The sequence below is a fragment of the Psychrobacter sp. Ps3 genome, assembly GCF_022129275.1.
GTDB lineage: Bacteria > Pseudomonadota > Gammaproteobacteria > Pseudomonadales > Moraxellaceae > Psychrobacter > Psychrobacter submarinus.
On sequence record NZ_JADQAL010000039.1, the window covers coordinates 1 to 26029 of the forward strand.

A 26029-nucleotide genomic window follows, 5' to 3' on the forward strand; every position below is an offset into this window, starting at 1 on the left:
GGGGCTTGTTGCGTTCAAACTTGGCCTTTGCCATGAGTGTATCCTTTTTTATTGGTGAATCTTTATGCTTAGAAAATGATAAACAAATAAGATCGGTAAATAGATATTTGACGGTTCAAGATGCCTATTCATTCTGCTGACACGACCATCAAACCGTTGACGCTATGCTATTAACACTGCATTATTATCAATAATTATAGAAGCTACATTCTACGGACTATTGGTAATCATAGACCAGTAACCATATATCAGTAATTATAAACTATAATGCTTAATTTTAGCTACTTTATAACAGTATCACATTAGCAATATCGAGCTACTGACAGCACTAAAAGGCAACACCTCAGTGTCACCCTAAAATCATCATTTTACTGAGTAGGCTTTATATTTTTTAATATTCGCATAACTCTTATAATGCTATTGAATATCTCGATAGTATTTTTTATACCATCTGGCTTTTTATATACTAACAATTAACAAGCAGCATTAGCAAACAGAATAATAAATGGAGCTCATATCGAGAATTGAACTCGAGACCTCTCCCTTACCAAGGGAGTGCTCTACCGCTGAGCTATATGAGCCTATCTTAAATAACCAAAAACCTATCGGTTATATAGAAAAATATCACGAAACAGCTATAATAAATGACTGTCGTGATGTATGGGTGCTGGCTATTTGCATTGCTATGAATGCTTGATCAATGGATGCCGCGTATATGGAGCGGGTGGCGGGAATCGAACCCGCGTCATTAGCTTGGAAGGCTAAGGTGTTACCATTATACCACACCCGCAATAGCTCTATTTATAACCAAAATATAATTGGTATTAGAGTGCTTTTGGTGCTGTAAAAAATATGGTGGTGGGAGAAGGATTCGAACCTTCGAAGCTTTCGCGACAGATTTACAGTCTGTTGGGTTTGACCGCTCCCCAATCCCACCTTAGTTTGCTTTTAATAAACGCTATTATTACTGTAAAAATAACATAAAGCAATTCTAAAAAAAGCGACTTTGAAAGAGATGGTGCCGACTGCCGGGATCGAACTGGCGACCTACTGATTACAAGTCAGTTGCTCTACCAACTGAGCTAAGTCGGCTTGTTCTCTCAAAGTGGTGGCTATTCTATCAAATATTTGCTGGAACGCAAGCCCTTTTTTTATTTTTTCCTAACTTTTTAAAATTAAATTTTAATACTTTGATTATATTGATATTTTTTATGCGCTATAAATAGCCGCTGTGAGTCTCGGTTTCTTATCGCCAGAGCCGTCGTGCAATCTTAACGAATTCTAAGACCATCACAAGCCATTTTTACCGCTTTAACCAGTGCTAAGGCTTTTTTGTTGGTTTCCTCCCACTCCGCCTCAGCCACTGAGTCGGCGACAACCCCTGCCCCAGCTTGAATATGGATCTTACCGCGGCGCATAACTGCAGTGCGAATTGCAATCGCGGTATCCATGTTGCCATGCCAGCCTAGATAACCGACTGAACCGCCAAATACTGTGCGGCGCACCGGCTCTACTTCATCAATGATCTGCATCGCTCGTATTTTGGGGGCGCCAGACAGCGTCCCTGCAGGAAAAGTGGCACAAAACACATCTAAAGCATCTTTATTAGGTAAGACAGTGCCCTCAACGTTAGAGGCGATATGCATGACTTGTGAGTAGCGCTCAATGAACATCTTGTCGGTGACTTTAACACTGCCATACTCGCAGACGCGGCCGATGTCATTACGGCCCAAGTCTATTAGCATCAAGTGCTCAGCGATCTCTTTGGTATCTGAGAGTAGCTCTTGCTCTAATGCCAAGTCCTCGCTCTCATCCTGACCACGTTTGCGAGTACCCGCTAAAGGGCGCACCGTGACTTTACCATCTTCAATGCGCGATAGAATCTCAGGGGAGGCACCGATGATGTCAAAGCGCTTATGATCGTCCAACGTATATCCGTGTACTAAGAATAAATAAGGCGATGGATTAAGGAATCTTAATGCCCGGTATACAGCCAGCGAATCGCCACTGTAGTCAGCGGTTAAGCGCTGTGCTGGGACGACTTGCATGACATCGCCTGCAAAGATATAGTCCTTTATTTTATTGACGTCTGAGCAGTATTTATCTTGCCCGGTTTGCGAGACGAACTTCGGCGTTGGCATAATAGGCGCACTCAAATCTGGCATCTCGGCAAGCTTGTCCTCTATCCTTTCAAGCTCGCGAATTGCCGCGCCATAGCCATCCTCATCACTACAATCAGCGTAAACGATGATAGATAAGGTGTTTTCTAGATTATCAAAGACAATGACGCTCATCGATAGCATCAGCCACATATCAGGCAAAGTCATCGGATTAGGTGCCTCTGACAAGCCCACACTAGGCTCGATGACTCGTACCATGTCATAACCAAAATAGCCGACTAAACCGCCGCTAAAACTTGGCAACGAGGGAATATCGTCCACTGTTGGCATGTTATAATCGGCCATAAGCTTACGTATATAAGCAAATGGATCATCGACGGCATCGACATTTATCTGATCGTCTTGCTTGATAGTCATATTGCCATCAGCATACTGCAGTATCAGATCGCTGCCGAGGCCAATCATCGAAAACCGTGCCCAACGCTCGCCGCCGACTACTGACTCAAACAAATAAGCAGAACCACTCAAGTCACGCACTTTTGAAAACACAGATACGGGTGTCTGCGCGTCCATCAAACGCTTTTTGACAAGAGGAGCATGGCTAAAGCCTTTGGTTTTTAGGGCATTGTATTCTTCGAAGGTCATCATAAGACGTCTCTGAGCACGGTATTAATCAACAAGGATAAAGTAAACCACAGTGATAATCGAGAAAACTCGTAAGTTTCAGTGATAGTTAAGTAAAGGGTTAAAACGAGGGCTAAACAAAAGCGAGCCAACATTAGGCTCGCTATTATAACAAAATAGGATAGTAAAGTTGCTCATATCATAGGACTTCGGATACCAGCCCGTCAGCGAAACGAATTACGCGCCGCCCATATTAAATAACCACAGCGCGATACCAATAATAATAAGAGCGATAAATACCCAGATAAACCAACCGCCGCTCGGCTTTTTCTCACTAGCGGCAGTATTGGCTGGGTTGTTTACCGCTTGATCCATAGCATTATTACCCGTCGTTCCTAGGTCGCGGGACTGACCTAGATTTGCCGTTCCTGAGAACTGCGCTGTAGCCGCTTGCTTAGCGCGTAAGACCTCTGGATCGGCTTCTTCTTGTAGAGACGTGGTCGTCGTTTTGTCATGCTCAGGACTTTGACGTTCGGCTACAGGTGCTTCGGCTTTTGGCTCTTTTACTATTGGTTCTTCAACGACTGGATCTTTAGTGGCCGGCTCTTTAACGACTGGCTCTTCGACTACTGGCGTTGCAGCGACTTGTTCTTTGGCTACTGGCTCTGCCGCAACAGTTTCTTGAGGTTCATTTTGAGCTGGCGTAGGGGCAATAATATCTTCTTCTACAGGGGCGGCGGACATAGCGGCCTCGCCTGCACTAGCCGCGAGCACCTCCTCGACGATCGTTTCTTTTACCACTGGCTCTGGCGTCGCTTCTACTGACACTGGCTCACTAGGTGATGCAGGTCTTGCTGCGATCGTTTCTTCAACAGCGGCAGGTGGCAGTGATGACTCTGTTGCCGACTGTTTCGATGGCGTGCTAGTGCTCTCTAGATCTTCTTGTACTGAGCCTACTATCTCTTCTGGCTCTTTTGCTTTCGGCTCTTTGGTGGCTGGATCAATGGCGCTTGACTCTATATCCTCGGCAGCTAAAGCCATTACTTGAAACTCAAAGCTAGCAAAGCCAAGCTTATCGTCGGCGTTCAGCTGAACCGTTTTATTCGCCTCAATACGCTTATTATTAACAAAGGTTCCATTAGAGGAGTCTAAGTCTTTGACATAAAGCTCAGTATCCAGCACGCTCAGTACTGCGTGGTTGCGTGACACCGCTTTACTGCCTAGCACCACATCATTATCGCTGCCACGGCCTACTGATAGGCTGTCACTAACGCTCAGCTGTAAGTCGCCAAGTGCAGCGGTCAATGCGGTCAGCTGCCAAGTCGTAGTAGAGCTAGATAACTCAGACGTAGCATCTGGGGTTACTGGGTTCGATTGGTTGGTATTGTCTGTCATGTGGTTCTTCCTTATTATTGGTAAGTGTTATTATTGATAAAATAAAATTTAAAACAATGAACGCTTATAAGCGATGTTTAGATGCTAGGCAAAAAACGCGGTTTAAGAATACCAGTAAGGTTATCATACGCAATCGTTAGTACTGGCATACCATAAGCGTAAGGGCCAATAGCATAAGGCTGATAACGAATATCAACGCCTTTATCAGTCAGAGTTATGTTGTGACTCAAAGTAAAAGGCCAGCTCTGCTCATAACTTTTGACATCCTCATCCATTGACTGCACCCAAGATTGATACGCGTCATAGGCCAGAGCGTTAAAACGCGCCTGCTGATTCGGCTTTAGCATATCCTCGAGAGTGATTTGCTGTTTGCTTGCCGGATCAAATACCAGATACTCCCTAGAAGGCATGCCATGAGCGCCGCCTGTAAAGACATAGGAGCTGATTTCAAATAGCTCTAAATCCTCTCCTTGTCCAAGCTTAACGTGGCCCAAATATTCAGGGGTGACGATTAGACTATAGGACCATTGCACCTCATCTGGTAGGTCAATCATTTGCGACTGAGCAAAGTCGTCGATAGCGAGCTTGGCCGCCTTATCATCAGTAGCGTTACTCACTGGCGACTCACTCATCTTGCTATTAATAACAATATTATTCACGCGTTTATTGACGATATCATTCAGCCAGTCTTGGTTGGTTTTTAGATATTTAACCTTAATCTCTGGGCAGTTGTTTTTCTCATAACATTGCTCTTGTACGCTGTCTGGAAACTCGTAGTCTATGTATTCAGTACTACTGATTAAAGTACTGGCGTTTGCTGCTAGGCTAGCGAAGAATAAGCCACCGGTGACAAATGTGAGTGAAAAAAGCCGAACAACGTCTCTTTTCGCTTTATTGGTAGTGTTTAAGAAGGCAGATACCACAGTAGACCTCAGTCTGTTATGAATAAAAATTATTATGCTTACTTTTTATAATCATAGCGTATCTGCTGATAATCATTGTTTAAAATGTGTTGAAGGTTATGCGCTACTCTAGATTGAATGACCCGCTACTTCTCTCAGATGTTATCTAAAGTGGCATAAAAAAAGACACGCTAAGCGTGCCTCTTTAAAAATAAAAACTAAAAATCAATGCTCACGGGTATTACTAAACGTCACTTCCGGATAGCGCTCTTGCATCAGCTGTAGATTCACCCGTGACGGTGCTAGATAAGTCAAATAACCGCCACCATCAATCGATAACTGGTCATGTGCTTTTTTCTTAAACTTCGCCAATGCTGCCTCATCATCACAGTGAATCCAGCGTACGGTAGCGATAGAGACTGGCTCAAAGCTGCACTGTACTTTGTACTCTTCTTTGAGACGATGAGCGACAACTTCGAACTGCAGCACCCCGACCGCGCCTAAGATTAAGTCGTTATTAATCTGCGGCATAAACACCTGCGTGGCGCCTTCCTCGGAGAGCTGCTGTAAGCCCTTTTGTAGCGCTTTGGACTTCAGTGGATCCTTGAGCACCACTCGGCGAAACAGCTCAGGCGCAAAGTGCGGTATACCAGTGAAATTCAGCGCTTCGCCTTCAGTGAAACTATCGCCAATCGAGATAGTGCCGTGATTATGTAGGCCAATGATATCGCCGGGATAAGCTTCCTCTAGTGCCTCGCGGTCACCTGCCAAAAAGGTCAAAGCATCAGCAATCCGCACGTCTTTACCTAGACGCACTTGCCGCATCTTCATACCTTTTTCGTACTTACCAGAGCACACCCGCAAAAACGCAATACGGTCACGGTGACGCGGATCCATATTGGCTTGAATCTTAAACACAAAGCCAGAAAACTTAGGCTCTGTTGCCGAGACAATACGCTGCTCTGTCGGATGCGCCTTGGGCGGCGGCGAGTATTTAACTAACGTATCTAGCACCATATTGACACCAAAGTTACCTAACGCGGTACCGAACAATACCGGCGTCATCTCCCCTTTTAAGAACTCCTCAGTATTGAAGTCCTCAAGCGCCATCTGTACTAGCTCAAGCGACTCCTCAAAAGCGTCAAACATTAGCTTACCTAAACGCTTGCGAATATCTGGATAATCATAACCTTCGCGGGTCTCGGACACTGTGATCTCGCCGCCATGACCTTTTTCATAAAGATAGGTTTTGTCTTCAGTCAGATGATAGACGCCCACGAAATCCTGCCCCATACCGATGGGCCAAGTCAGCGGAATACATTTGATTTTTAGTACAGATTCAATCTCGCTGAGCAAGTCTAGCGGCTCACGAATCTGTCTATCAAGCTTATTAACAAAAGAGATAATCGGCGTGTCGCGCATGCGGCAGACTTCCATCAGCTTGATGGTTCGCTCTTCCACACCTTTAGCGCCATCGACCATCATTAGCGCACTATCGACAGCAGTCAGAGTACGGTAAGTATCCTCACTAAAGTCAGCGTGACCTGGAGTATCAAGCAGATTGACCATGTGCTCTTTATAAGGAAACTGCATGACGGAGGTAGTGATAGAGATACCGCGCTCTTGCTCCATGCTCATCCAGTCAGAGGTGGCATGGCGATCAGTCTTGCGGCCTTTGACCTCGCCTGCCACCTGAATCGCTTGACCCCATAAGAGTAGCTTTTCGGTCATGGTGGTCTTACCGGCATCAGGATGCGAGATGATGGCGAAGGTACGACGTTTGGCGACTTCTTTGTTTAAAACTTTTGGATCTACGCTCATAATTTTGACTTCGATAATGTTGATTTAGAATATTGCTTTAAAATGTATTCTAAAAATAAAATAGTGCGCGTATTGTAGCCGATTTCGTCTTAAGGTGCCCAACTTGCGCAAAAAAAACACGCCTTAGACGATTGCTAAAGCGTGTCAAATTTGAAAACCAGTATCTTCACTCAGCCCTATAGGCTAATTATTATCGGCTAATTGCGATGGCTATCACTATCAATAGTAGCGACGAATACTATCTTCAATAAAATCAGCGGCGACTTCATTGACTACCGTGCAGTCTACGACACCGCGAACGCTGTCCTCATTCGGGCGTATAGCGTTTTTATCGACAAAGTCAGTTTCATAAATATCGTTATCATAATTGACGCCGTTAAATAGGTACTCAGGATCATTATTGATCGCAAAAAAGGTCACTTGCGCTGCTGGGTTATCATTATTTGCACCAATAGAGCGCTCAGAGGTTCTAAAGTCTCTATTGTCATTGAAGCGATCTTCTGCCGCGTCTATCCAGTCATCAAGATCTGAATAATTGGTCTTGTCTTTATTATTAAAAACAAAAAATGAGCGATCACTAGTGGTCACTGGAATATAGCAAACCGAGCCGTTAGGGAAACTAAGCGTGCTAGGCGCATTACTGCCAACACTAGAATAAGTATTTAAGGCTGTAAAGATACCCCGAGCGGCATTAGCGCCGTTCCCTGCTCGATAACCAAAGACATTTACCCCTGCTAGATTCAGCGTTCTATAAACCGTCTGATAGTCAAATTTATTATTATTGTTTTTTTCATAGCAAAGTATCCTGTTGTCAAAATAATCTTATATCGGGCTGATTTATAGCGCTGACATCGTTTATTCTTTTTTGGAATTTTACAGTACTGTTATGACTATTCATAGATGCCGCTTGTATGTCTCCTGTTCATTGTGCAGTTGTGCTTACAAATTCACAGTATAGCTTTACGACCTTTATATAACCTTTTGTGCAAACCTTGCTAGGCTAGATAAGTGATAAAGGTTACTTATACTAGTAGCTTTTATAAATCCATTAATAAAAACTTAAAAAGGACAAAGTATGAAAACTCTATATTCAACCAAAGCCACAGTCACTGGTGGCCGCACTGGTAATGCGTCACTCAATGACAGCGATCTAAAAATCAATATGGCGCCTCCTGGCGGTAACATGGAAGGCAATAATCCTGAGCAATTATTAGCAATGGGTTATGCGGCTTGCTTTGATAGCGCCTTAGGCGTGGTCAAAAAGATGGAAAAAGCCAGCTTTGGCTCTACCACTGAGACCACTGTCGATCTTAAGCAAGGCGATAACCATGACTATAAACTAGCAGTAAAAATTCACGTTATTGCCGATAGTACGGATATCTCAAGCGATGAGTTTCAAAAACTCGTAGAAAAAGCCAATGAGGTCTGCCCTTATTCAAAAGCGACTAAAGGCAATATCGAGATGGAAGTGACCTCTGAAGTCAAATAAAGCGAGCCGCTACCTTATGTTATGACATATGTTAGAATGTAAAAGTCAGAGCATGTCAGAGCATGTCAGAGCATAGAAGCACAGAACGTTATCAGCATTTATCGTGCTCATAGCGTTCTTTTTTAGGTATAGACCTGATAACTTTTACACCATTCGGCACGCGCTCGTTTTATCGTTATAATATGGTCATACTATATTTTAATACCTGCTAAATTTTGCTACCTGCTAATAAGTGACCTCTTATGACTGCTCATACCAAAGACAACGATCACAACTCCCATTCGCCCATCGACCCGAACACCTTGCCTAACTTTGACACTATGCCAAACGTGGCCACTATGGACACCAGTCAGGTCAATAAAGATCAGCCACCTTTTATCTTGGTTGACGGCTCATATTATCTGTTTCGCACTTATCATGCGCTGCCCAAAACCATGCAAAACACTCAAGGGCTGACTACTAATGCCATCCGCGGTACTTTGAACGCGCTGCTCAAGCTGATGCGCCGCTATCACCCGACTCATATGGCCGTATGTTTTGATACTAAGTCGCCCACGTTTCGCCATAAAATGTCAGAAGAATACAAAGCCGGACGTCCGCCAATCGATGCTGAGCTGGTTGAGCAGATCCCTTATATTCATCGTTTAGTCACCGCATTAGGGATTCCTTTGCTGCGTATTGAAGGCGCAGAAGCCGATGATATTATCGGAACGATGGCTTATCGCGCTGTCGCACAAGGCCATCACGTGGTCATCTCCACTGGGGATAAAGACATGATGCAGCTGGTCAATGATGCGGTGATATTAGAAGACAGCTTCACGGGCAAGATTACTGACACCCAAGGCGTCATCGATAAGCTCGGTATCAAGCCTCGCCAGATGATTGATTATTTAACACTGATGGGCGACACCTCTGATGGTATCAAAGGCGTACCTGGCATCGGTAAAAAAACGGCTAAAGATTTACTCGTTGAATACGGCGATATCGATAACATGCTTAAGCACATTGGCTTTATTAAAGGTCGCGGTGCTAAAGGCTTAATCGAGCACGCCGATGAGATTCCGTTAAACGCACAGCTTGCCACTATCATCACCGACTTAGATATCGGTCATGACTGGAATGATCTAAAAATCAACACTGATCCTTGCGCCCATATCGATGAGCTACGCGATCTGTACACTGAGCTTGAATTTAAAAATGAGCTGGCATCCTTAGACCACCCCAATCATCCGGCCAATGCTAATGGGCAAGGCGCGCAAAGTGTCGCCGAGACGCAGGCCAATAGCGAATCGCAAGCGCAAGTGGCTAAATCATTACAATCGACTGCCCTTGAGAACATCAAAGATAGCAAAAGCCATGACAAGGCTTGGCATACTATCCTCGATATGCCCGCCTTTGACAGCTTAGTTGCGCAGCTAGAAGCAGCGCCGCATTTCGTCCTTGATACTGAGACGACTAGTATCTACTGGCGCGAGGCGGAGATTGTCGGTCTATCCTTTGCCGTGCAAGCCCATGAAGCGTATTATGTACCGCTGACGCATCGCTTAGAGGGCGATGAGCTAACCGCTAAACAGCTCGATCGCGATACGGTACTAGCGCGTCTTAAGCCAATATTAGAAAACCCCAAAATCGGTAAGATCGGTCAGCACTTAAAGTACGATACCCATATTCTCAGTCATTATGATATCGACCTCATTGGCGCAATACACTCTGATGATAAGCAGGCGCAGAACAACTGGGCGATGGATACTATGCTTGCCAGCTACGTAATCAATGCGGCGATTACTCGTCACGGTATGGACGATCTAGCGCGGCATTATCTGCAGACGCAAACAATCAGCTATGAAGACGTCGCCGGTAAAGGCGCTAAGCAAGTCACCTTTGATCAAGTGGCTATCGATATCGCAAGCGACTATGCTTGTGAAGATGCAGACATTACTTATCAGCTGTTTGAGGTATTCAGCAAAACCCTTGCCGATGACGACAATAACCTGCGCCTACTTAATGAGCTTGAGATTCCAACCGCTGAGATTCTTTGTCAAATGGAAGCCAACGGTATCTTAATCAAACGCTCGTTCTTAAATGAGCTATCCAAGCGTTTTGACGAAGAAATTATTGCGCTAGAAAAGCAGGCCTATGACATCGCTGGCGAGGAGTTTAATCTAGGCTCACCAAAGCAGTTAGGCGAGGTGCTATTTGAGAAGCTGGGCGTGGTAGGCGGTAAAAAAACCAAATCAGGTCAGTACTCTACTGGCGAAGCAATACTATCCAAGATTGATCATCCGCTTGCGGAGATTACTCTAGAGTACCGCAGCTTGTCAAAACTAAAAAACACCTATACCGACTCCCTTGATGCCGTAGCAGATAAGGACACCGATCGCGTGCATACGAGCTACCATCAAGCTTTGACCAGTACCGGGCGCTTGTCTTCAACGGATCCTAATCTACAAAACATCCCGATCCGTACTAAAACCGGACGTCTGATTCGTCAAGCCTTTATCGCGCCAGAGGGCCGCGTACTCCTTGCAGCCGATTACTCACAAATTGAGCTGCGATTGATGGCGCATTTCTCAGGCGATGCCAACTTAACTCGCGCCTTTAATGAAGGCTTAGATATTCATACTGCTACCGCAGCTGAAGTGTTAGGCAAAGCGGTTGACGATGTCACGCCAACAGAGCGCCGTAATGCCAAGGCCATTAACTTTGGCCTACTATACGGCATGAGTGCTTTTGGTCTAGCCAAGCAATTACAGATGAGCCGAGGCGAGGCGCAAGATTATATCGATATGTACTTCGATCGCTATCCTAGCGTCAAGCAATACATGATAGACACGCGCGCAAGCGCCTATGAGCGCGGCTATATCGAGACCATCCTTGGCCGTAAGCTCTATACCCCTGATATCAATAACAGCAACCGCATGGTCAAACAAGCCGCTGAACGGGCGGCTATCAACGCGCCGCTACAAGGCTCAGCCGCTGATTTGATTAAGCTTGCGATGATAGCGGTCGATAAGGTGCTGCCAAAAGAGCAAGCCAAAATGTTACTCCAAGTCCATGATGAGCTGGTGTTCGAAGTGGATAGCGACAAGGTTGATGACATTGCGCAGCTGATTACTGATGCGATGCAAGATGTGCTGCAAGATACAGCTAAAGGTATGGGCTGGGAGGTTGATTTTGCTGTGCCGTTGTTGGTTGAAACCGGAGTTGGTGAGAACTGGGATGAGGCGCACTGATATTATTATTAGGTATATTAATATAGGTTAATATTAAAAATATTAATATAAATAATTGATGAATTAGTCATAGTTATCAATAGCATATCATATTAGCACGTATTATAATGACGCTTTATGTTAGTTATACCAACCATCTAACTGGGTTGATATGAGTTAATATACTTAAAAAAGTGAGCTTTTGAGCTCGCTTTTTTCATTTCTACTATTATTTATCATCGCTTAGGAGCCGCTCATTTTTACTGAAAACGGTATCATAGAAATCGCTAGTGTTATCCTGCTGATGCTGTGTTTACTGCGCTGCATACAACACACTATGCAAAGCCATCTTAAGCAAGGCGTTTATTTTTGGATAGCCGCTGTTTTAGTGTTTTTTACTGTTATTCGCCGCGAACTAAATCATCTTCCTGATTTGTTTATCGATATGCAGGCGCTTTGGTTAGGCCATAACTACGACTGGTGGGAGGATCGCCTCTTGCTAGTCATTTATATAGTAGCACTAGGATTGTTGGTTTACGCTTGGCGTTACTGCTGGGCAGTATTAAAAACTACTCCGCTGTGGTTATATCTAAGCGTCGCAGCTTTGGCATTACTGCAGTATATAGGCGAGAACGCTATTGGCTTCTCCCATAGCTTAGGTATAGTGGTGGAAGAGTTATCTGAGGCGGTTATTTATCTACTGGCTCTTGGTTACTTGTGGTCGTTTAAAGTGGCAGGATTTGAAGAGCGTCTGGAGCGCAGATTAGAGCTCAAGGAAGTGACTCATTAAGCCCCCTATCAAGCCAATCGAGACTTTAGTTACCGATATCCTCTAGCATTCGATAGTGGGCTTTAGGTATGCTAGCTTATTGATAGTTATGACTCTTTTATTATTAAGACACGCACCCCCCACACTCACTTTTACTGTCACTCTAAGAATAGGATAGGTTATGAATGTACTCATCACTGGCGCATCACGCGGTATTGGTCTTGCGACAGCTAAGCGTTTGGCTGCCAAAGGTCACTGCGTTGGACTCTTCGATATCGATACGCATGAGCTATCGCACGCTATCAAGCAAAAGGCATTCAAAAAAGCCAATAAAAACCAGCGCGTGATTACAGGCGATTTAGATGTCACTCAAACCGAATCTTGGGATAACGCCATCGAGCAGATGGTCAATAACTTCGGCGGTATCGATGTGCTTATCAATAACGCTGGGGTGCTGGTCAGCGGTGTGCTGCCAACGACTGATTTGGACAAGCAATTATCCCTAGTCGATATCAACTGTAAAGGTGTGTTGATCGGCTGTCACAAAGCTGCGCCGTATCTTGCCGATAGCACCAATGGTAAGATTATTAACCTATCTTCTGCCTCTGCGATTTACGGACAGTCTGAGGTCGCCACCTATTCTGCCAGTAAGTTCTTTGTACGCGGTCTGACCGAAGCGCTCAATGTCGAGTACGCAGACATGGGCATCAAGGTGATAGATGTGATGCCACTTTGGGTCAAATCCGATATGACCAAAGACATCGAAGTGACCAGTATTGATCGCTTAGGCATCAATCTAACGGTCGATGATGTCGCCAAAAAACTATGTAAGCTCAGCGGCTGCGCGAATCGAAAGATCTCAAAAACCCACTATCCTATTGGTTTACCGGCCAAGATATTGCATAGCACCTCGCAGGTGACGCCAGACTCAGTCATTCGCTTTATTAATAAAAAGATTGGCGCTAAGTAGTTTTTAGCATTGCCACTGTTCATTACTGTTACTATTCACTACTCCTACTACTTATCTCAAGCGGCTACCTAATTTGGTAGTCGTTTTTTATTGCAATTGAGGCCGTACTCAATATTTCAGAGTAATAGCCAACGTCTTACATTTTTTGACATGCTGTGACAGCTTGCTACTAGCGCGGCGCGACTTAAACCGTCAAAATACTAGCATCAATACTTGATAGCGCTTATAAGATAGCTATCAACACAAACTTTAATACCCATAATCTTAATAATGACAATAAGGAAACTGCTATGGACAATTCAAAATCACCACTACCAGAAGAGATGGACAGCATTCATAGTAATAAGAGCACTGATATGGATCGTGATAATCAACTTGTCGATCTAGACAACGATATGCTGCGCACTATTGATAACGATGATGTGATTGACAATAGTGCCGGATTCGATAATTCAGAAGTCGGTACCAATGCCACTCAGGGCGTAACGCCTATGCATCGACAAAACGTCGATGAAGCCACTGTCGAGAACGTGTTAGTACAAGATAACTTAGACGATGACACGTATCCTAGTATAGTCGACATCGCTGATAAGAAAGCTGCCGAGCGCAGTAATGATGATGATTTTTAATAGAATAATTATTTGATTACTCAGGCTAAGTTGTAAACAGCCACAAAAAAACACGCTCAATTCAAATTGAGCGTGTTTTTTTGTTTTAAAAGCAGTAATCACCTACACCCAGCCCTCAAGCGTGCCCGCCCAGCCTTTAACCAGCGGCGCACTCATTGCTTCTAACAAGTCGATATGCGCCTCATCCATATTCAGCGCTGGGATATAATGATACTCCTCACCGCCCGCCTCAATGAAGTTATCGCGGTTCTCAATCGCCAGCTCCTCTAGTGTCTCCAGACAATCTGCCGAAAACGCCGGGCTGATGATCTGTACCGACTTGACGCCAGACTTCGCCCAGTCATCTAGCACCACATCGGTATAAGGCTTGACCCACTCTTGCTTGCCAAAGCGCGATTGAAAGCTGATAATCCACTCATCCGCGCTCAGACCTAGCTCCTGCGCGACTTGCGCAGCAGTACACTTGCAGCGGCTCGGATAAGGGTCACCTTTATCGGCGTAGGGCTGCGGGATACCATGAAAGCTAAACATCAGCTTTTCAGGCTTGCCGTGCTTGGCTTGGAAGCGACGAATGCTATCAGCCAAGGCCTTGATATATAGCGGATGCGCGAAGTAGTCTTTGACAATGGTGTAATTGGGCAGATTGCGCTGCTTGAGCGCCCACTTATTGATCGCATCATAGACCGCGCCACTTGAGGTCGCTGAATACTGCGGAAACACGGGCAGCAAGACAAAATGATCGACGCCTTCGCCGCGCAGTTTATCCATGACATCAGGCAGGCCCGGATTACCATAGCTCATCGCTGGATGTACGGTGACTCGAAACGGCGCATTTGCCGCGGCCAAGCGCGGCTCTAGCTGCTCAGCTTGACCATTTAAGATATTGCGCATCGGTGAGTCGCCATCCCAAATACTTGCGTAAGCTTCCGCCACGCGCTTAGGGCGGCTAGGTAATACAAACAGATTGAGAATAATCGCCCACAGGAATCTTGGAATCTCAATCACACGCGGATCGGACAAAAACTGACGCAAATAGCGACGTACCGCAGGCGCGGTCGGTGCGTCTGGTGTACCTAGATTGATCAATAACACAGCAATACGCGGAGGCAGTTTAGGTTTCATAGCAGCCCATTATTTGAATAAAGTTTATGAAGGGTTTGATAAGGTTCTCGCTACCTTTTCTTAAACATCTTAAGCTATACTTAAAGATACTAAGCTGTTTTTGTGTTGCTTAGTGTAGCATTTTATCGTCTATATACGCAGGAGAAATGCCGCTCGTTTGCCCTTTGCCGCTTTGCCTTTTTAAACCCTGCTAATCTAGGTTGTACTCGCAGGCGCATCGCCATACAATAGACAGCATCGGCAATGAGCATAGCGCTGTATTTGCCCCTATAAAAACGTCATCTTGCGAGGTAGCTTTGAGCGTACGTTCTGATACTAATAACACTTCGACTAGCCATTCTTCGACCGATAACGACTTTGAGGCGTTCTCCAACGAACAGCGCCAAAAAAGCGCAAAAGGTCCAAAAGGATCAGTAGGCTTAATCACGCCTAAGACGATGCACTTCTCCGAGCCGCTGACTTTGGAGTGTAATCGCACTTTGCCATCCTTTGATCTGGTCTATGAGACTTATGGCACCTTGAATGCAGACAAGTCGAATGCGATTTTGATCTGTCATGCCTTATCTGGCAGTCATCATGCTGCTGGCTACTATAATGAGGACGATAAAAAAGCCGGCTGGTGGGATAATATGATCGGCCCTAATAAAGCCATCGATACCAATCAGTTCTATGTGGTGTGCGTTAACAATATCGGTAGCTGTTTTGGCTCTACTGGCCCGACCACTATCAATCCTGAGAGCGATGACGGACAAGTCTATGGCCCTGACTTTCCGCTGATCACCATCAAAGATTGGGTCAAAACCCAAGCCATGCTCTCTGATCGCTTAGGCATCGATATCTGGCATGCTATCGTTGGCGGCTCGATGGGCGGTATGCAAGCCATGCAGTGGTCCGTGGACTATCCTGATCGCCTTAAACGCTGTGTGGTCATCGCTTGTACGCCGAAGCTCTCCGCGCAAAACATCGCCTTTAACGAAGTGGCGCGGCAGTCTATCTTGTCAGATCCTGACTTTATGGACGGACGCTATCTACAAGCAGGCACGTACCCTAAGCGCGGCTTGATACTGGCGCGGATGGTCGGTCATATCACTTATCTAACCGATGATGCGATGAAAGCTAAGTTCGGCCGCGACTTAAAGTCCGGCAAGTTTATGTACGGCTACGATGTCGAGTTTCAGGTCGAGAGCTACCTGCGTTATCAAGGCGAGCGCTTTAGCAAAAACTTCGATGCCAATACTTATCTTTTGATGACCAAAGCCTTAGACTATTTTGACCCAACGCGTGGCTATCAAGCACAGATTGAGCAGCAAGCGCTAAGTGATAATGAGGACAAGCAGCAAAGTATCGATCAGGTGATAGCAGACGCTGAACAAGAGGTCGAAGAAGCCGCTGTGGTAGAAGGCTCTATTGAGCTAAATGATTTAAAGACTGCCTTTGCTCATGCGCAGTGCCAGTATCTGATTGTATCGTTTACCACCGATTGGCGCTTCGCTCCTGAGCGCTCACAAGAGATTGTCGATGCGCTAATGGCGACAGGTAAACCGGTCAGCTATACCAATATCGACGCGCCGCATGGTCACGATTCTTTTTTGTTTGATATTCCGCGTTATATGGGCGCTATCAAAGGCTTTTTGACGGCGCCGTTTATCAGCGATCATAACACCACAGACAAGCAACAGCCCAGTCAGCTAACAGGAGTGCGCTCATGAGAATGGACTATCAACTCGCTGAGCGCTGGATTGCGCCGCGCTCGCATATCTTAGACTTAGGCTGCGGCAACGGCGAGCTACTCGCGCACTTGCAGCAGCAGCTCGGCGTTAGCGGCTATGGCATTGAGATCGATGAGCACAAAATAAACGAGGCCATCGGCAAAGGCTTATCTATCGTCGAACAAGATCTCAATGACGGCCTTGAGCGCTTCGCAGATGACAGCTTCGATACCGTGGTGATGGCGCGAGCGCTACAAGCGGTCAAAAACCCTGACGAGCTGCTCCTCGATATGCTGCGCGTCGGCCGTGAAGCAGTGATTACCTTTCCCAACTTCGCCCACTGGCAAAACCGGATTCATTTAGGACTCAAAGGCATGATGCCGGTCTCAGAAGCCCTGCCCTATGAATGGTACAACACCCCGAACATTCATCTATGTACCTTCAAGGACTTTGAGCAGCTGTGCGCTAAGCACGATATACGTATCATCAACCGTTTCGCGGTGAGCGACTCTGAAAAAGGCTATGCGCCGCTTATGTCGGCCTTAGTGCGTCAAGCGCCAAACTTGCTAGCGGATGTGGCTATTTACCGAGTGACTAAAGCCTAAAATCTTTAGGGCGTGTTGAACATTCGACCATGGCACTGACAGAGACTATTTTTTAGGCGATTTGCAGATAAAAATGGTAAGTTTAGTCATTCTAAGCGTCTATTTTTATCAATAAAGCGGCAAAAAATAGTCCTGTCCCTATTGTTGTCGTGAGGGCTGATGCTAAAATCGCCCTAGTCGTTGCGACTATTTAAATAAAATCAGCTAGCCAATGCAATAAGCATTACCTGCAATTTTCACTTAGACTAGAACTATTTTAGCTATCAGCAGTGCGCATTTGTGAATGTTCAACACGCCCTAATAAGTTTAAAGATAGTGGTAATAACTAAGCGCCGTAACTCTCATAAAATGGGAATAAATAAGGTTACAAAGTAGGTTATAGACTTGTGGCAATAAGTCACGCTAATGTAACTCTATGATTTTATTGGCTTCCTGCGGCGCTGAACTGTGGTAAAAGTAGGTAATTAGTATTTGAGTTTCGTAACTTTGAGTGTTAAGCTTACAAAATATTGTCAATGACAACCCATTTTCGACCGTTTATCTAGCGCTTTAGTATAAGCAATATGGCTAAAAAGGACTTTACCCCAGCCGCTACCCTAAGATAAGCTCAAGCATATTTATTTATTACTTATTCAACAACGATATTACTCAAACGAAGATATTGTTTGTTCACTCATTACTCACTGCCTATTTTGGAGCCGCTATGAAACTCTTAAAAGCTGCCTTATTCACCGCTCTATTTTCTTGTGCTGGCCTAGCCAATGCTGAGCTAATCTCAAACGTACCGCTTGATACCTCACGTTTTGAGCTAATGTCAGTTAGTGATTTATCTGCTCGCGCTGCCCAAGGTAGCGATCACGCGCAGTTCTATCTTGCCAAGCGTCTACAAAAAGGCCAAGGCGTCAAGCAAAACACGCAGCAAGCGATCCAGTGGTACACCCGCGCCGCCGAGCAAGGCGTTGCTCCTGCGCAGCTCAATCTAGCGATTATGTATCTACGCGGTGAAGGTGTTCAGCCAAACATCCAGCAGGCGCGTAAATGGTTAGAAAAAGCAGCCATGCGCGGCGACAACCGTGCCAGCTACACGCTTGCGCTACTCGATGAGAAGCAAAAAAACCTAGTCGACGCTTATAAGTGGTATGACCTAGCGGCTCGTGATGGCATGCTAGATGAAAAGGTACGTAATAAAGCGCGCGGCAAAATCGGTCAGTTAGCGCTTAACTTATCCTCTTCTGATATCGCAAGCGCTCGTAGCCAAGCGGATACTTGGTTTCAGAGTAAATAAATCGGCGTCAATAAAGCAAGTAAGCTTTGGCGCAGATGTCGTTTACCAATAGATCCAGCCTTTGTGCTGGATTTTTTATGGCTATAAAATAAGCGCTCAGCATCACTTAAGGACTGACGCCAATAGATGAAATTTGCTACTATCTATCTTATTATTAGCGAATCTTTTGCTAACACATATTTTGTTAGCCCATACTTTTTTAAATACCGTTATGCAGGTGATCCCATTATGGCCAAAAATGCCTTACAAGCGCAGCTCCTAAAAGCAGGTCTAGTAGACGATAAAAAAGCCAAAAAAATAAGCAAACAAGCTCAGCACGCCAAGCGAACTGGCGACGCTGCGGCTACTGAAAGCAAAAAAGCCCTAGCCGCCGCGCAAGCTGAAAAGGCTGAAAAGGATCTCAAGCTCAATCAGCAAAAGCAGCAGCAGTTAGAAGAAAAAACCCTACGCGCCAATATCATTCAGATGATAAAGCAGCATCAAATCACCGAGACCGATGGCGAGGTCAGCTATCAGTTCGTCGATGACTCTAAAATTAAGAAGATTTACACCACGCAGAAGCTCTACGAGCAAATCGTCGCAGGTTTTGTGGTCATCGCGCGTTTAGAAGACGACTACGCACTACTGCCGCGACCGCTTGCTGATCGTATCAATGCTAAGTTAGAGGGCTTCATCGTAGTGTCGAATGATAAGTCCGAGAATGAGATGGAAGAAGATGATCCATACGCGGCGTATGTGATTCCTGATGATTTGATGTGGTAGGAACTTAATTCAAAACAGAGAATCCAGCTTAGGTGCTGGATTTTTTGGTTTAGAGGATAGACACTTCACGCACTGAATTAACTGGCTTCGATAATGGCAATCTCATCGTCGGTTAAGTCGTAGAGTTTATAGACCATCTGGTCGATCTCTTTATCGGTGTTTTCTATCTGTAGCATGAGCTGTTGGGCTTTGGCTTGCTCGGCTAAAAAGTACTCTTCCCACTCGGCTTCTTCGCTTAGGCTCATTTTGACTTTCTTTTTTGCCAGCTCTTTGATAAATTCTGCATAGGTGAGCTCATGCCAGTTTTCGAGCTTTTTACTGAGCTTTTCTATCTCAAACTTGCGTTGTAGGATGCGGATAAATTTACCCGTTGTGTCTTGCAACTGCTCGTTTAGCGATAGCATAAGATCAGCTTTTTGGGCTAAGTTTTTATCTAAATTTTCGCTAGATATTGGTAATACTTTTATTTCCCCAGACTTGATCTTAGGGAATAGAGTATCGAATTCGTTGTTTTGATTCCTATAATACCAAAAAATTAAATTAGAATTAAGAATACCCTCTAGGCTACGAAAGTTTTCTAGATTTTCAGATTTAGGCTTAATGATATAAGCTGACTGATCAACAATGTAGTCATCTTCTGTATATGCACAATATAACCTTTCTTTCCCTGGAATTTGTCTTACAAATATTCTAGGACCAATAAAAAACTTAGGGTTTCTAGGTTCTGCTAACCATGGACCGTATGATACATATTCATTTTCCCATTTTAGAATAAAAGGGAAAACGTGTTTGCCGCGTACCTCTTTTACGAAGGTAGCGTCTTTTTTTTCAGTAGAATTAAAAACTCTATTATTTTTCATTGAAATATCTTGAGGTGGCTTTCCTTTACCAACTTGATATTCCTTTATTCCACCCATAACATCAACAAAATCTTTTAACTCCTTTGAATTATCACGAATTTTTTGAAAAATATCTAATTGTTCTGGTGAAAGAGTCACCGTAAAATTATAGCCTTCATTTTCATAAAAAGAGTTTTGGTCAAATAAATTTCTAAAAACTATTTCACGATCAGCAAGCCGATAAAATTTACTTATTTCCTTGCTAGTATCAGATACATAAATTAGGACATCAACAGATGCATCACTAAATACAGAATCACCGCATTCAATTATTTTTGTAAAGTGAACATTATCTAATAAGAACTTCCTCAACTTCACAGAATTTTTGTTAGCTAGAAACGCATTCGGTAGAATAAAAGAAACAACTCCTTTTGAGTTTCTTATTTTTTCAGCTTTTTCGATAAATAAATGGTATAAGTCAAACTGATTTTCAGCGCTTTCAAACCTATTTAAAAGCCATGAAACTTCTTTTTCTGATTGAAATCTCGGTCGCACATAAGGCGGATTACCAATCACAACATCGAAGCCGCCTTTGGCAAAGACTTGTGGGAAGGCCGTTTGCCAATTAAACGCTTTATCGCCTGCCACATCAACATCATCAATCAGTGAATTACCGCATTGGATATTATCGTTTAGATTATTGAGCTTACGTCTTGGCTGTGCGGTACGCAGCCACAGTGACAGCTTGGCAATCTCCACGCTCTCCTCATTGATATCGACACCAAACAGATTATTCTCAAGGATACTGTTTTCGATATCTGCGTACGGCAGACCGCTACCGAACAGCTTAGTCTCCAGCTCCACGATATACTCATGCTCCGCTATCAAAAAGTTGAGCGCCTCATTTAAGAACGCGCCACTACCACAGGCCGGATCACAAATGGTAATCTGTAGCAGCCAGTCGCGATAGCTATGTAGTCTCTCCAGCGCCGCTGTTTCTGCCGCAATCTTCTTAGCGGATTTTTTCTTTTTGGTGCCGTCTTTATTGATCGTGACGTCTTGCTGATAGTCCTCATCATTGATTGCAAGCTCGGATTTTTTATCCGCGCATAGCTTACCGACCGTGTTTTCGACGATGTACTTAGTGATGTATTTGGGCGTATAGAACACCCCGTCTTTTTTGCGCTTGGTCTGCGACTTGTCTACCGCCTCGCCTGCCAGTTGCGCTTTTACTTCATCGAGCTCTGTCAGTGAGTTCTCAAAGATATGACCCAAGATATTGACATCGACCTCACTATCGAAGTCATACTCTGAGAGTATTTTGATATGGGTTTGCAGGATATCATCACTAATGATGACACTATCTAATAGCGCATCAGGACTGAACAGCCCGCCGTTATAGGCGAATATCTCGCTGTGCTCATCCTTGTGACCTTGATCCAAATAGCCAAAGTAGGCTTTGATTCTGTCGTAGAGTGGCACTGTCATCTTGAGCGACTTGAGCTGCTCCCATTCACTGATGATGCCTTTGGCAAAGTTGGCAGGGAGCAGATGACTGTCTTCTGCAAAAAAGATAAATAACAATCTATCGAGCAGTTTTTGCGACTTTTGGAACAGTACTAGGTTATCTATGCTCGGGTTACGAGTCGTCAAGTCATTGAATAGCTCGCGTTTGAATACCGAATAATCCTTGTAGAGCTGCTTGGTGATCGCCTCTTCTTGTGAGAGGGAAGCGGACTTAATCTTGGCAGGCAAATCGCTCATAATGCTGCTTTGATGCAGCAATAGATATAGCTGCGCAAAGTCGGCTTGGCTTAGAGTAAACAGATTAAACTCAATGAACTCGACGGCATTATCGATATACAACCGTAGCTTTTGAAAATTGGAAGTAATGACATAACGACATTTTGGCTGATTATTCTTATAGCCAAAAGCTTGCGGCTCGATCTTACTCAGATCAGTGGTATTCATGCCTTTTAGCTCGATTACCCCGATAGCATAGCCCTCTTTGAGTATCGCGCCGTCCGCTTTTTTACTCCCTGTTTGATTTTTGAACTCGGTCGTCAAGTCGTAGTCAGCATTGGGGTTGAGCGTATAGCCGAGCACCTTGACAAACAAATCGCGCAAAAACCCTTCTTGATACTGCTCCTCTTTACTGATGCGGATATTATCTTGAATACCGAGGTCCAAAAAATAATCGCTATACGCTTGCCAAGCGCTGTTAAGCTCAGTCTGATCTAATTCGCGGACATATTTTTCGATAACGATGGATTGGAACAAAGACATAACAGCGCCCTAAGCAGTAAAAAGTTAATAAAAAACAAGCAAGCGCCTACTATAGCAAGCTCTATGCTTAGGTGAAACGCCTAAAAGCAACAAGGTATAAAACTTATTCAAAACTTGAGCCAAATTTGCTACACTACGCCCGCGCTAACCAATTCCACAATCAGGTTAGTGTTATTGCTAATATTAGATAGCTATCCTAAATGAATCAATGCACTAGGTTTACGTCCTAGCCCGCAGGAGACCCGTATGAGCACCAACAACCCCACTACAACATCAGCACCCGCCTACGATAGCGAAACCAACAATATCGTTGTCGCGGCGCTTTATAAGTTTACTCGCTTCGATAATTATGAAGACTATCGCCAGCCCATCTTAGATACCATGCTGAGTAACGATGTCAAAGGCACATTGTTGATTGCCAGCGAGGGCATCAACGGGACGATTTCAGGCACACGCTCGGGCATCGATAGTGTCTTAGATTACTTGCGTAGTATCGAAGCGGTTGGCAGCTTTACCTTTAAAGAGTCTTATACCAACGAGCAGCCGTTTTATCGCACCAAAGTGAAGCTCAAAAAAGAGATTGTCACTATGGGCGTCGAAGATATTGACCCTTTGCAGTCGGTTGGGCGCTACGTCAAACCAAAAGACTGGAACGCGCTGATCTCTGATCCAGAAGTCATCCTCATCGATACCCGTAACGATTATGAAGTGCAAATCGGCACCTTTGAAAATGCCGTTAACCCTAATACTGAGACCTTTCGCGAGTTTCCAGAATACGTGGCAAAAGAGCTCGATCCTACCAAGCATAAAAAGGTGGCGATGTTCTGCACTGGCGGTATCCGCTGCGAAAAATCCACCGCTTATATGCGCGAGCAAGGCTTTGAAGAGGTCTATCACTTAGAGGGCGGCATCTTAAAGTATTTAGAAGAAGTGCAAAAAGAAGACTCTATGTGGCAAGGCGACTGCTTCGTCTTTGATAATCGCGTCTCGGTCAATCACGACCTAGAAAAAGGCGATTATGAGCAATGCTTTGCTTGCCGGATGCCGATCACTCAAGAGGATATGCAAAGCCCCGCTTATAGTAAAGGTGAGTCTTGCCCGCATTGTATCGGTAAAGCGACCGACGAGCAAAAAGCGCGTTTTCGTGAGCGTGAGCGGCAGATGCAATTAGCTAAGGCTCGCGGTGAAGCGCACATCGGTAGCGAAGTCAAAGAGGTGATGGAAAAACGTAAAATGGCAAAAGAAGAAGCACGTCGTCAGGCAGATGAAGCCAATAACGCAAAGTAGTTATATTGTATAGAAGATCGCCTTAGCCCAGCAGCGACCCTATAAAACTTTAATCGGCAATATAAAAAAGAGACTCACTTAGGAGTCTCTTTTTTGTCTTAAGCTATAGCCCGTGACTTAGAACAAGATACGCACACGGATCGTTTCTTCGACATCTTTGAGCTGATCAAGCGCTGCAGTTGAGTCGTTATAATCGACATCCATCACTAGATAACCGACATCGCCTTCGGTCATAAGGCTTTGCGCTAAGATATTGATACCCGCTTCGGCGAACAGACGGTTGATTTGCGAGAGGACGCCTGGTACATTTTTGTGGATGTGTAATAGACGATGCGAGCCTTCTTTGAATGGTATCGACACTTCTGGGAAGTTGACTGCGGTCGCCGTATCACCTTGGTCTGAGTATTTTACAAACTTCTCAGCCACTTCTAGACCGATATTCTCTTGTGCTTCTTGCGTTGAGCCACCGATATGCGGCGTTAAGATAACATTGTCGAACTTACGTAGTGGCGACTCGAACTCTTGATCGGCAGATTTTGGCTCTTTAGGGAACACATCAATCGCCGCGCCGAGCACTTTACCCGACTCGATAACTGCGGCTAGATCATCAATCTCCACACAAGTACCGCGAGCGGCATTGATAAAGTAGCTGCCCTCTTTCATCTGCGCGAACTGCTCAGCGCCCATCATATAGCGCGTGCTTGGTACGTCTGGCACATGCAAAGTGACGATATCAGCGGTAGAGAGTAGCTCCTCTAGGCTGCCAACTTGTACCGCGTTACCTAATGGCAGCTTAGTCACCACGTCATGATAAATGACTTTCATACCGAAGCTTTCAGCTAGTACGGATAGCTGCGAGCCAATAGAGCCGTAGCCGACGATACCGATAGTCTTACCGCGCACTTCGTGCGAGTTTTTGGCAGACTTGCCCCAGCCGCCGCGATGGACGGTCGCATTCTTCTCTGGAATACCGCGATACAGCATGATAGCTTCGGCTAATACCAGCTCAGCCACTGAGCGCGTATTGGAATAAGGGGCGTTGAAGACCGGAATACCCATCTCGCGTGCCGCTTCAAGATCGACTTGGTTGGTACCAATACAAAAACAGCCAATACCGATGAGTTTCTCGGCTTTTTCTAATACTTGACGCGTGAGCTGCGTACGCGAGCGAATACCGATGAAATGCGCATCTTTGATTTTTTCGATCAGCTCCTCTTCATCAAGCGCGTGGCTTAAGTATTCGATATTGCTATAACCCGCTCCTTCGAGTACTTTTAAAGCGTTTTCATGCAAGCCTTCTAGTAATAGAAAACGAATTTTATCTTTTTGTAATGATAATGCCATACGAGATCTTTCCTATGATTTGTTAAGTGAGCAATTGATTGATAAGTAGGGTGTGAGCCGTGTATCTGCTCGACTCTGTTTAAAGATAATACTACGCTACTGATATGCCTTTTTTAGCGTACTGCTTTTACAGACGCTGCCAAAACCCATGCCAGTAGTTTGCCCTGACTCTAGTATCAGTCTAAAACTATCGCTTTTAAAACCATCACTTTTAAAACCATCACAGTTCAAACAAGTATGACCATTAAAAAAGTGAAAGCGACGCCCTCTTGTATTATCACTCACTTATGATGAATAAAAACAATGTGCTTATATTACACAAAATTGCCCAAGGATGTTAGGGAATAACAGGAATAAGTCGTCATCGTTTTGGTTAATAGTGACTATTTGAGCCTCGCATCTGCTTAGATATAGCACCGTGATGTGCTAATATTAGACTTATCTTATCTCCTCCCCTTTATCTATTGCTACTGCTAAATCGCCGAGACTATTATGAATGACATCGTTACCGAAAACCAACCGGCCCATGAGCGCACTCACGCCGCAAAGCAAGCAGACATTAATGAGCCAAGCTTGCAGTCTGCTACTGATACTGCAGCGGTGCAAGCTATTTTACAAGCTCTGCTTCATAGCCATCAGTTTGAAGAGAGCCAAATCAAAACCGATAGCGAGAGCCTAGAGCATTGGGGTAAAGACTGGACTAAGCACTTCGCCCCAGCAGCCTCTGCCATCGTCTTCCCAAAATCAACCGAGCAAGTGCAAGCGATTATATTATTAGCCAATGAGCATAACGTCGTCTTAACCCCAAGCGGTGGTCGTACTGGTCTCTCGGCGGGCGCAGTAGCCGCGAATGGCGAGA

At 44.8% G+C, this 26029-nt stretch carries 19 protein-coding genes and 4 tRNA genes; 11 read left to right on the plus strand and 12 right to left on the minus strand.

Going from position 1 to position 26029, the window contains the following annotated elements; translation table 11 throughout:
- Positions 1-506: 506 nt before the first annotated feature.
- The 9 genes from I3248_RS10390 to I3248_RS10430 all read right to left on the minus strand — a co-directional run bounded on the left by I3248_RS10390 (position 507) and on the right by I3248_RS10430 (position 7450).
- Positions 507-581, minus strand: a tRNA-Thr gene (locus I3248_RS10390).
- A 135-nt stretch (positions 582-716) separates the two neighbouring features.
- Positions 717-790: transfer RNA gene (locus I3248_RS10395), tRNA-Gly, on the minus strand.
- 63 nt (positions 791-853) lie between these two features.
- Positions 854-937: transfer RNA gene (locus I3248_RS10400), tRNA-Tyr, on the minus strand.
- A gap of 79 nt (positions 938-1016) precedes the next feature.
- Positions 1017-1092: transfer RNA gene (locus tag I3248_RS10405), tRNA-Thr, on the minus strand.
- 179 nt (positions 1093-1271) lie between these two features.
- Positions 1272-2768 carry a chorismate-binding protein gene (locus I3248_RS10410; protein ID WP_201610891.1) on the minus strand — a complete coding sequence of 499 codons (1497 nt, stop codon included), beginning with the start codon at positions 2766-2768 and terminating at the stop codon, positions 1272-1274.
- Between the two features lie 213 nt (positions 2769-2981).
- Complete coding sequence (locus I3248_RS10415; RefSeq protein WP_238063628.1) at positions 2982-4139, minus strand: FHA domain-containing protein; 1158 nt, start codon at positions 4137-4139, stop codon at positions 2982-2984.
- Between the two features lie 77 nt (positions 4140-4216).
- On the minus strand, positions 4217-5062 hold the full coding sequence (locus I3248_RS12190; RefSeq protein WP_238063629.1) for a DUF3298 and DUF4163 domain-containing protein: 846 nt from the start codon (positions 5060-5062) through the stop codon (positions 4217-4219).
- Between the two features lie 204 nt (positions 5063-5266).
- A complete protein-coding gene (locus I3248_RS10425) occupies positions 5267-6862 on the minus strand; it encodes a peptide chain release factor 3 (protein ID WP_238063630.1) in 1596 nt (531 codons plus the stop codon).
- A gap of 219 nt (positions 6863-7081) precedes the next feature.
- Positions 7082-7450, minus strand: a complete 369-nt coding sequence (locus tag I3248_RS10430; RefSeq protein ID WP_238063632.1) for a hypothetical protein — start codon at positions 7448-7450, stop codon at positions 7082-7084.
- 487 nt (positions 7451-7937) lie between these two features.
- Between I3248_RS10430 and I3248_RS10435 the strand changes: the two genes are divergently transcribed.
- From I3248_RS10435 to I3248_RS10455, 5 genes are all read left to right on the plus strand, one after another.
- Positions 7938-8351 carry an Ohr family peroxiredoxin gene (locus tag I3248_RS10435; protein WP_025644523.1) on the plus strand — a complete coding sequence of 138 codons (414 nt, stop codon included), beginning with the start codon at positions 7938-7940 and terminating at the stop codon, positions 8349-8351.
- 242 nt (positions 8352-8593) lie between these two features.
- Positions 8594-11584 carry a DNA polymerase I gene (gene polA / locus I3248_RS10440; RefSeq protein ID WP_238063635.1) on the plus strand — a complete coding sequence of 997 codons (2991 nt, stop codon included), beginning with the start codon at positions 8594-8596 and terminating at the stop codon, positions 11582-11584.
- A gap of 316 nt (positions 11585-11900) precedes the next feature.
- Positions 11901-12353, plus strand: coding sequence for a hypothetical protein (locus tag I3248_RS10445; RefSeq protein WP_238063637.1), 453 nt, complete (start codon positions 11901-11903; stop codon positions 12351-12353).
- A 160-nt stretch (positions 12354-12513) separates the two neighbouring features.
- On the plus strand, positions 12514-13302 hold the full coding sequence (locus tag I3248_RS10450) for an SDR family oxidoreductase (protein ID WP_201557953.1): 789 nt from the start codon (positions 12514-12516) through the stop codon (positions 13300-13302).
- Positions 13303-13592: 290 nt separating this feature from the next.
- The gene (locus tag I3248_RS10455; protein ID WP_238063639.1) at positions 13593-13931 is read left to right on the plus strand and encodes a hypothetical protein; all 339 of its coding nucleotides are present in this window, start codon (positions 13593-13595) and stop codon (positions 13929-13931) included.
- 102 nt (positions 13932-14033) lie between these two features.
- Here the strand turns inward: I3248_RS10455 and hemH are convergent, their stop codons facing one another.
- Positions 14034-15053 (minus strand): ferrochelatase, encoded by a 1020-nt coding sequence (gene hemH, locus I3248_RS10460; RefSeq protein WP_238063640.1) that lies wholly within the window; start codon positions 15051-15053, stop codon positions 14034-14036.
- 296 nt (positions 15054-15349) lie between these two features.
- Between hemH and I3248_RS10465 the strand changes: the two genes are divergently transcribed.
- The 4 genes from I3248_RS10465 to I3248_RS10480 all read left to right on the plus strand — a co-directional run bounded on the left by I3248_RS10465 (position 15350) and on the right by I3248_RS10480 (position 19414).
- Positions 15350-16762, plus strand: coding sequence for a homoserine O-acetyltransferase (locus I3248_RS10465; protein WP_269117185.1), 1413 nt, complete (start codon positions 15350-15352; stop codon positions 16760-16762).
- Positions 16759-17367: a methionine biosynthesis protein MetW gene (gene metW / locus I3248_RS10470; protein WP_238063641.1), complete on the plus strand. Its 609-nt coding sequence runs from the start codon at positions 16759-16761 to the stop codon at positions 17365-17367. Before I3248_RS10465 ends, metW begins: the two co-directional genes overlap by 4 nt.
- A 703-nt stretch (positions 17368-18070) precedes the next feature.
- On the plus strand, positions 18071-18652 hold the full coding sequence (locus tag I3248_RS10475) for a tetratricopeptide repeat protein (protein WP_201557960.1): 582 nt from the start codon (positions 18071-18073) through the stop codon (positions 18650-18652).
- 228 nt (positions 18653-18880) lie between these two features.
- A complete protein-coding gene (locus I3248_RS10480; protein ID WP_025644505.1) occupies positions 18881-19414 on the plus strand; it encodes a DUF2058 domain-containing protein in 534 nt (177 codons plus the stop codon).
- A gap of 77 nt (positions 19415-19491) precedes the next feature.
- Here I3248_RS10480 and I3248_RS10485 read toward each other — a convergent pair whose 3' ends face one another.
- Positions 19492-22539 (minus strand): TaqI-like C-terminal specificity domain-containing protein, encoded by a 3048-nt coding sequence (locus tag I3248_RS10485; RefSeq protein WP_238063642.1) that lies wholly within the window; start codon positions 22537-22539, stop codon positions 19492-19494.
- Positions 22540-22785: 246 nt separating this feature from the next.
- Here I3248_RS10485 and I3248_RS10490 point away from each other — a divergent pair, with 246 nt between their 5' ends.
- Positions 22786-23826: a rhodanese-related sulfurtransferase gene (locus I3248_RS10490; RefSeq protein WP_238063643.1), complete on the plus strand. Its 1041-nt coding sequence runs from the start codon at positions 22786-22788 to the stop codon at positions 23824-23826.
- 117 nt (positions 23827-23943) lie between these two features.
- Here I3248_RS10490 and serA read toward each other — a convergent pair whose 3' ends face one another.
- Entirely contained in the window at positions 23944-25170 is a 1227-nt protein-coding gene (serA, locus tag I3248_RS10495; RefSeq protein WP_238063644.1) for a phosphoglycerate dehydrogenase, read from the minus strand.
- A 492-nt stretch (positions 25171-25662) separates the two neighbouring features.
- On the opposite strand from serA, the gene I3248_RS10500 reads away from it, so the two are divergent.
- Positions 25663-26029, plus strand: a 367-nt coding sequence (locus I3248_RS10500; protein WP_238063645.1) for an FAD-binding protein, incomplete at its 3' end; no start/stop codon positions are given.

Coding starts and splice junctions, on each gene's coding strand:
- I3248_RS10425 (WP_238063630.1), bottom strand. CDS start 6,862: ATGAGCGTAGATCCAAAAGTTTTAAACAAAGAAGTCGCCAAACGTCGT.
- I3248_RS10475 (WP_201557960.1), top strand. CDS start 18,071: ATGAAACTCTTAAAAGCTGCCTTATTCACCGCTCTATTTTCTTGTGCT.
- I3248_RS10450 (WP_201557953.1), top strand. CDS start 12,514: ATGAATGTACTCATCACTGGCGCATCACGCGGTATTGGTCTTGCGACA.
- I3248_RS10490 (WP_238063643.1), top strand. CDS start 22,786: ATGAGCACCAACAACCCCACTACAACATCAGCACCCGCCTACGATAGC.
- I3248_RS10415 (WP_238063628.1), bottom strand. CDS start 4,139: ATGACAGACAATACCAACCAATCGAACCCAGTAACCCCAGATGCTACG.
- I3248_RS10485 (WP_238063642.1), bottom strand. CDS start 22,539: ATGTCTTTGTTCCAATCCATCGTTATCGAAAAATATGTCCGCGAATTA.
- serA (WP_238063644.1), bottom strand. CDS start 25,170: ATGGCATTATCATTACAAAAAGATAAAATTCGTTTTCTATTACTAGAA.
- I3248_RS10480 (WP_025644505.1), top strand. CDS start 18,881: ATGGCCAAAAATGCCTTACAAGCGCAGCTCCTAAAAGCAGGTCTAGTA.
- hemH (WP_238063640.1), bottom strand. CDS start 15,053: ATGAAACCTAAACTGCCTCCGCGTATTGCTGTGTTATTGATCAATCTA.
- I3248_RS10435 (WP_025644523.1), top strand. CDS start 7,938: ATGAAAACTCTATATTCAACCAAAGCCACAGTCACTGGTGGCCGCACT.
- polA (WP_238063635.1), top strand. CDS start 8,594: ATGACTGCTCATACCAAAGACAACGATCACAACTCCCATTCGCCCATC.
- metW (WP_238063641.1), top strand. CDS start 16,759: ATGAGAATGGACTATCAACTCGCTGAGCGCTGGATTGCGCCGCGCTCG.
- I3248_RS10455 (WP_238063639.1), top strand. CDS start 13,593: ATGGACAATTCAAAATCACCACTACCAGAAGAGATGGACAGCATTCAT.
- I3248_RS10410 (WP_201610891.1), bottom strand. CDS start 2,768: ATGATGACCTTCGAAGAATACAATGCCCTAAAAACCAAAGGCTTTAGC.
- I3248_RS10445 (WP_238063637.1), top strand. CDS start 11,901: ATGCAAAGCCATCTTAAGCAAGGCGTTTATTTTTGGATAGCCGCTGTT.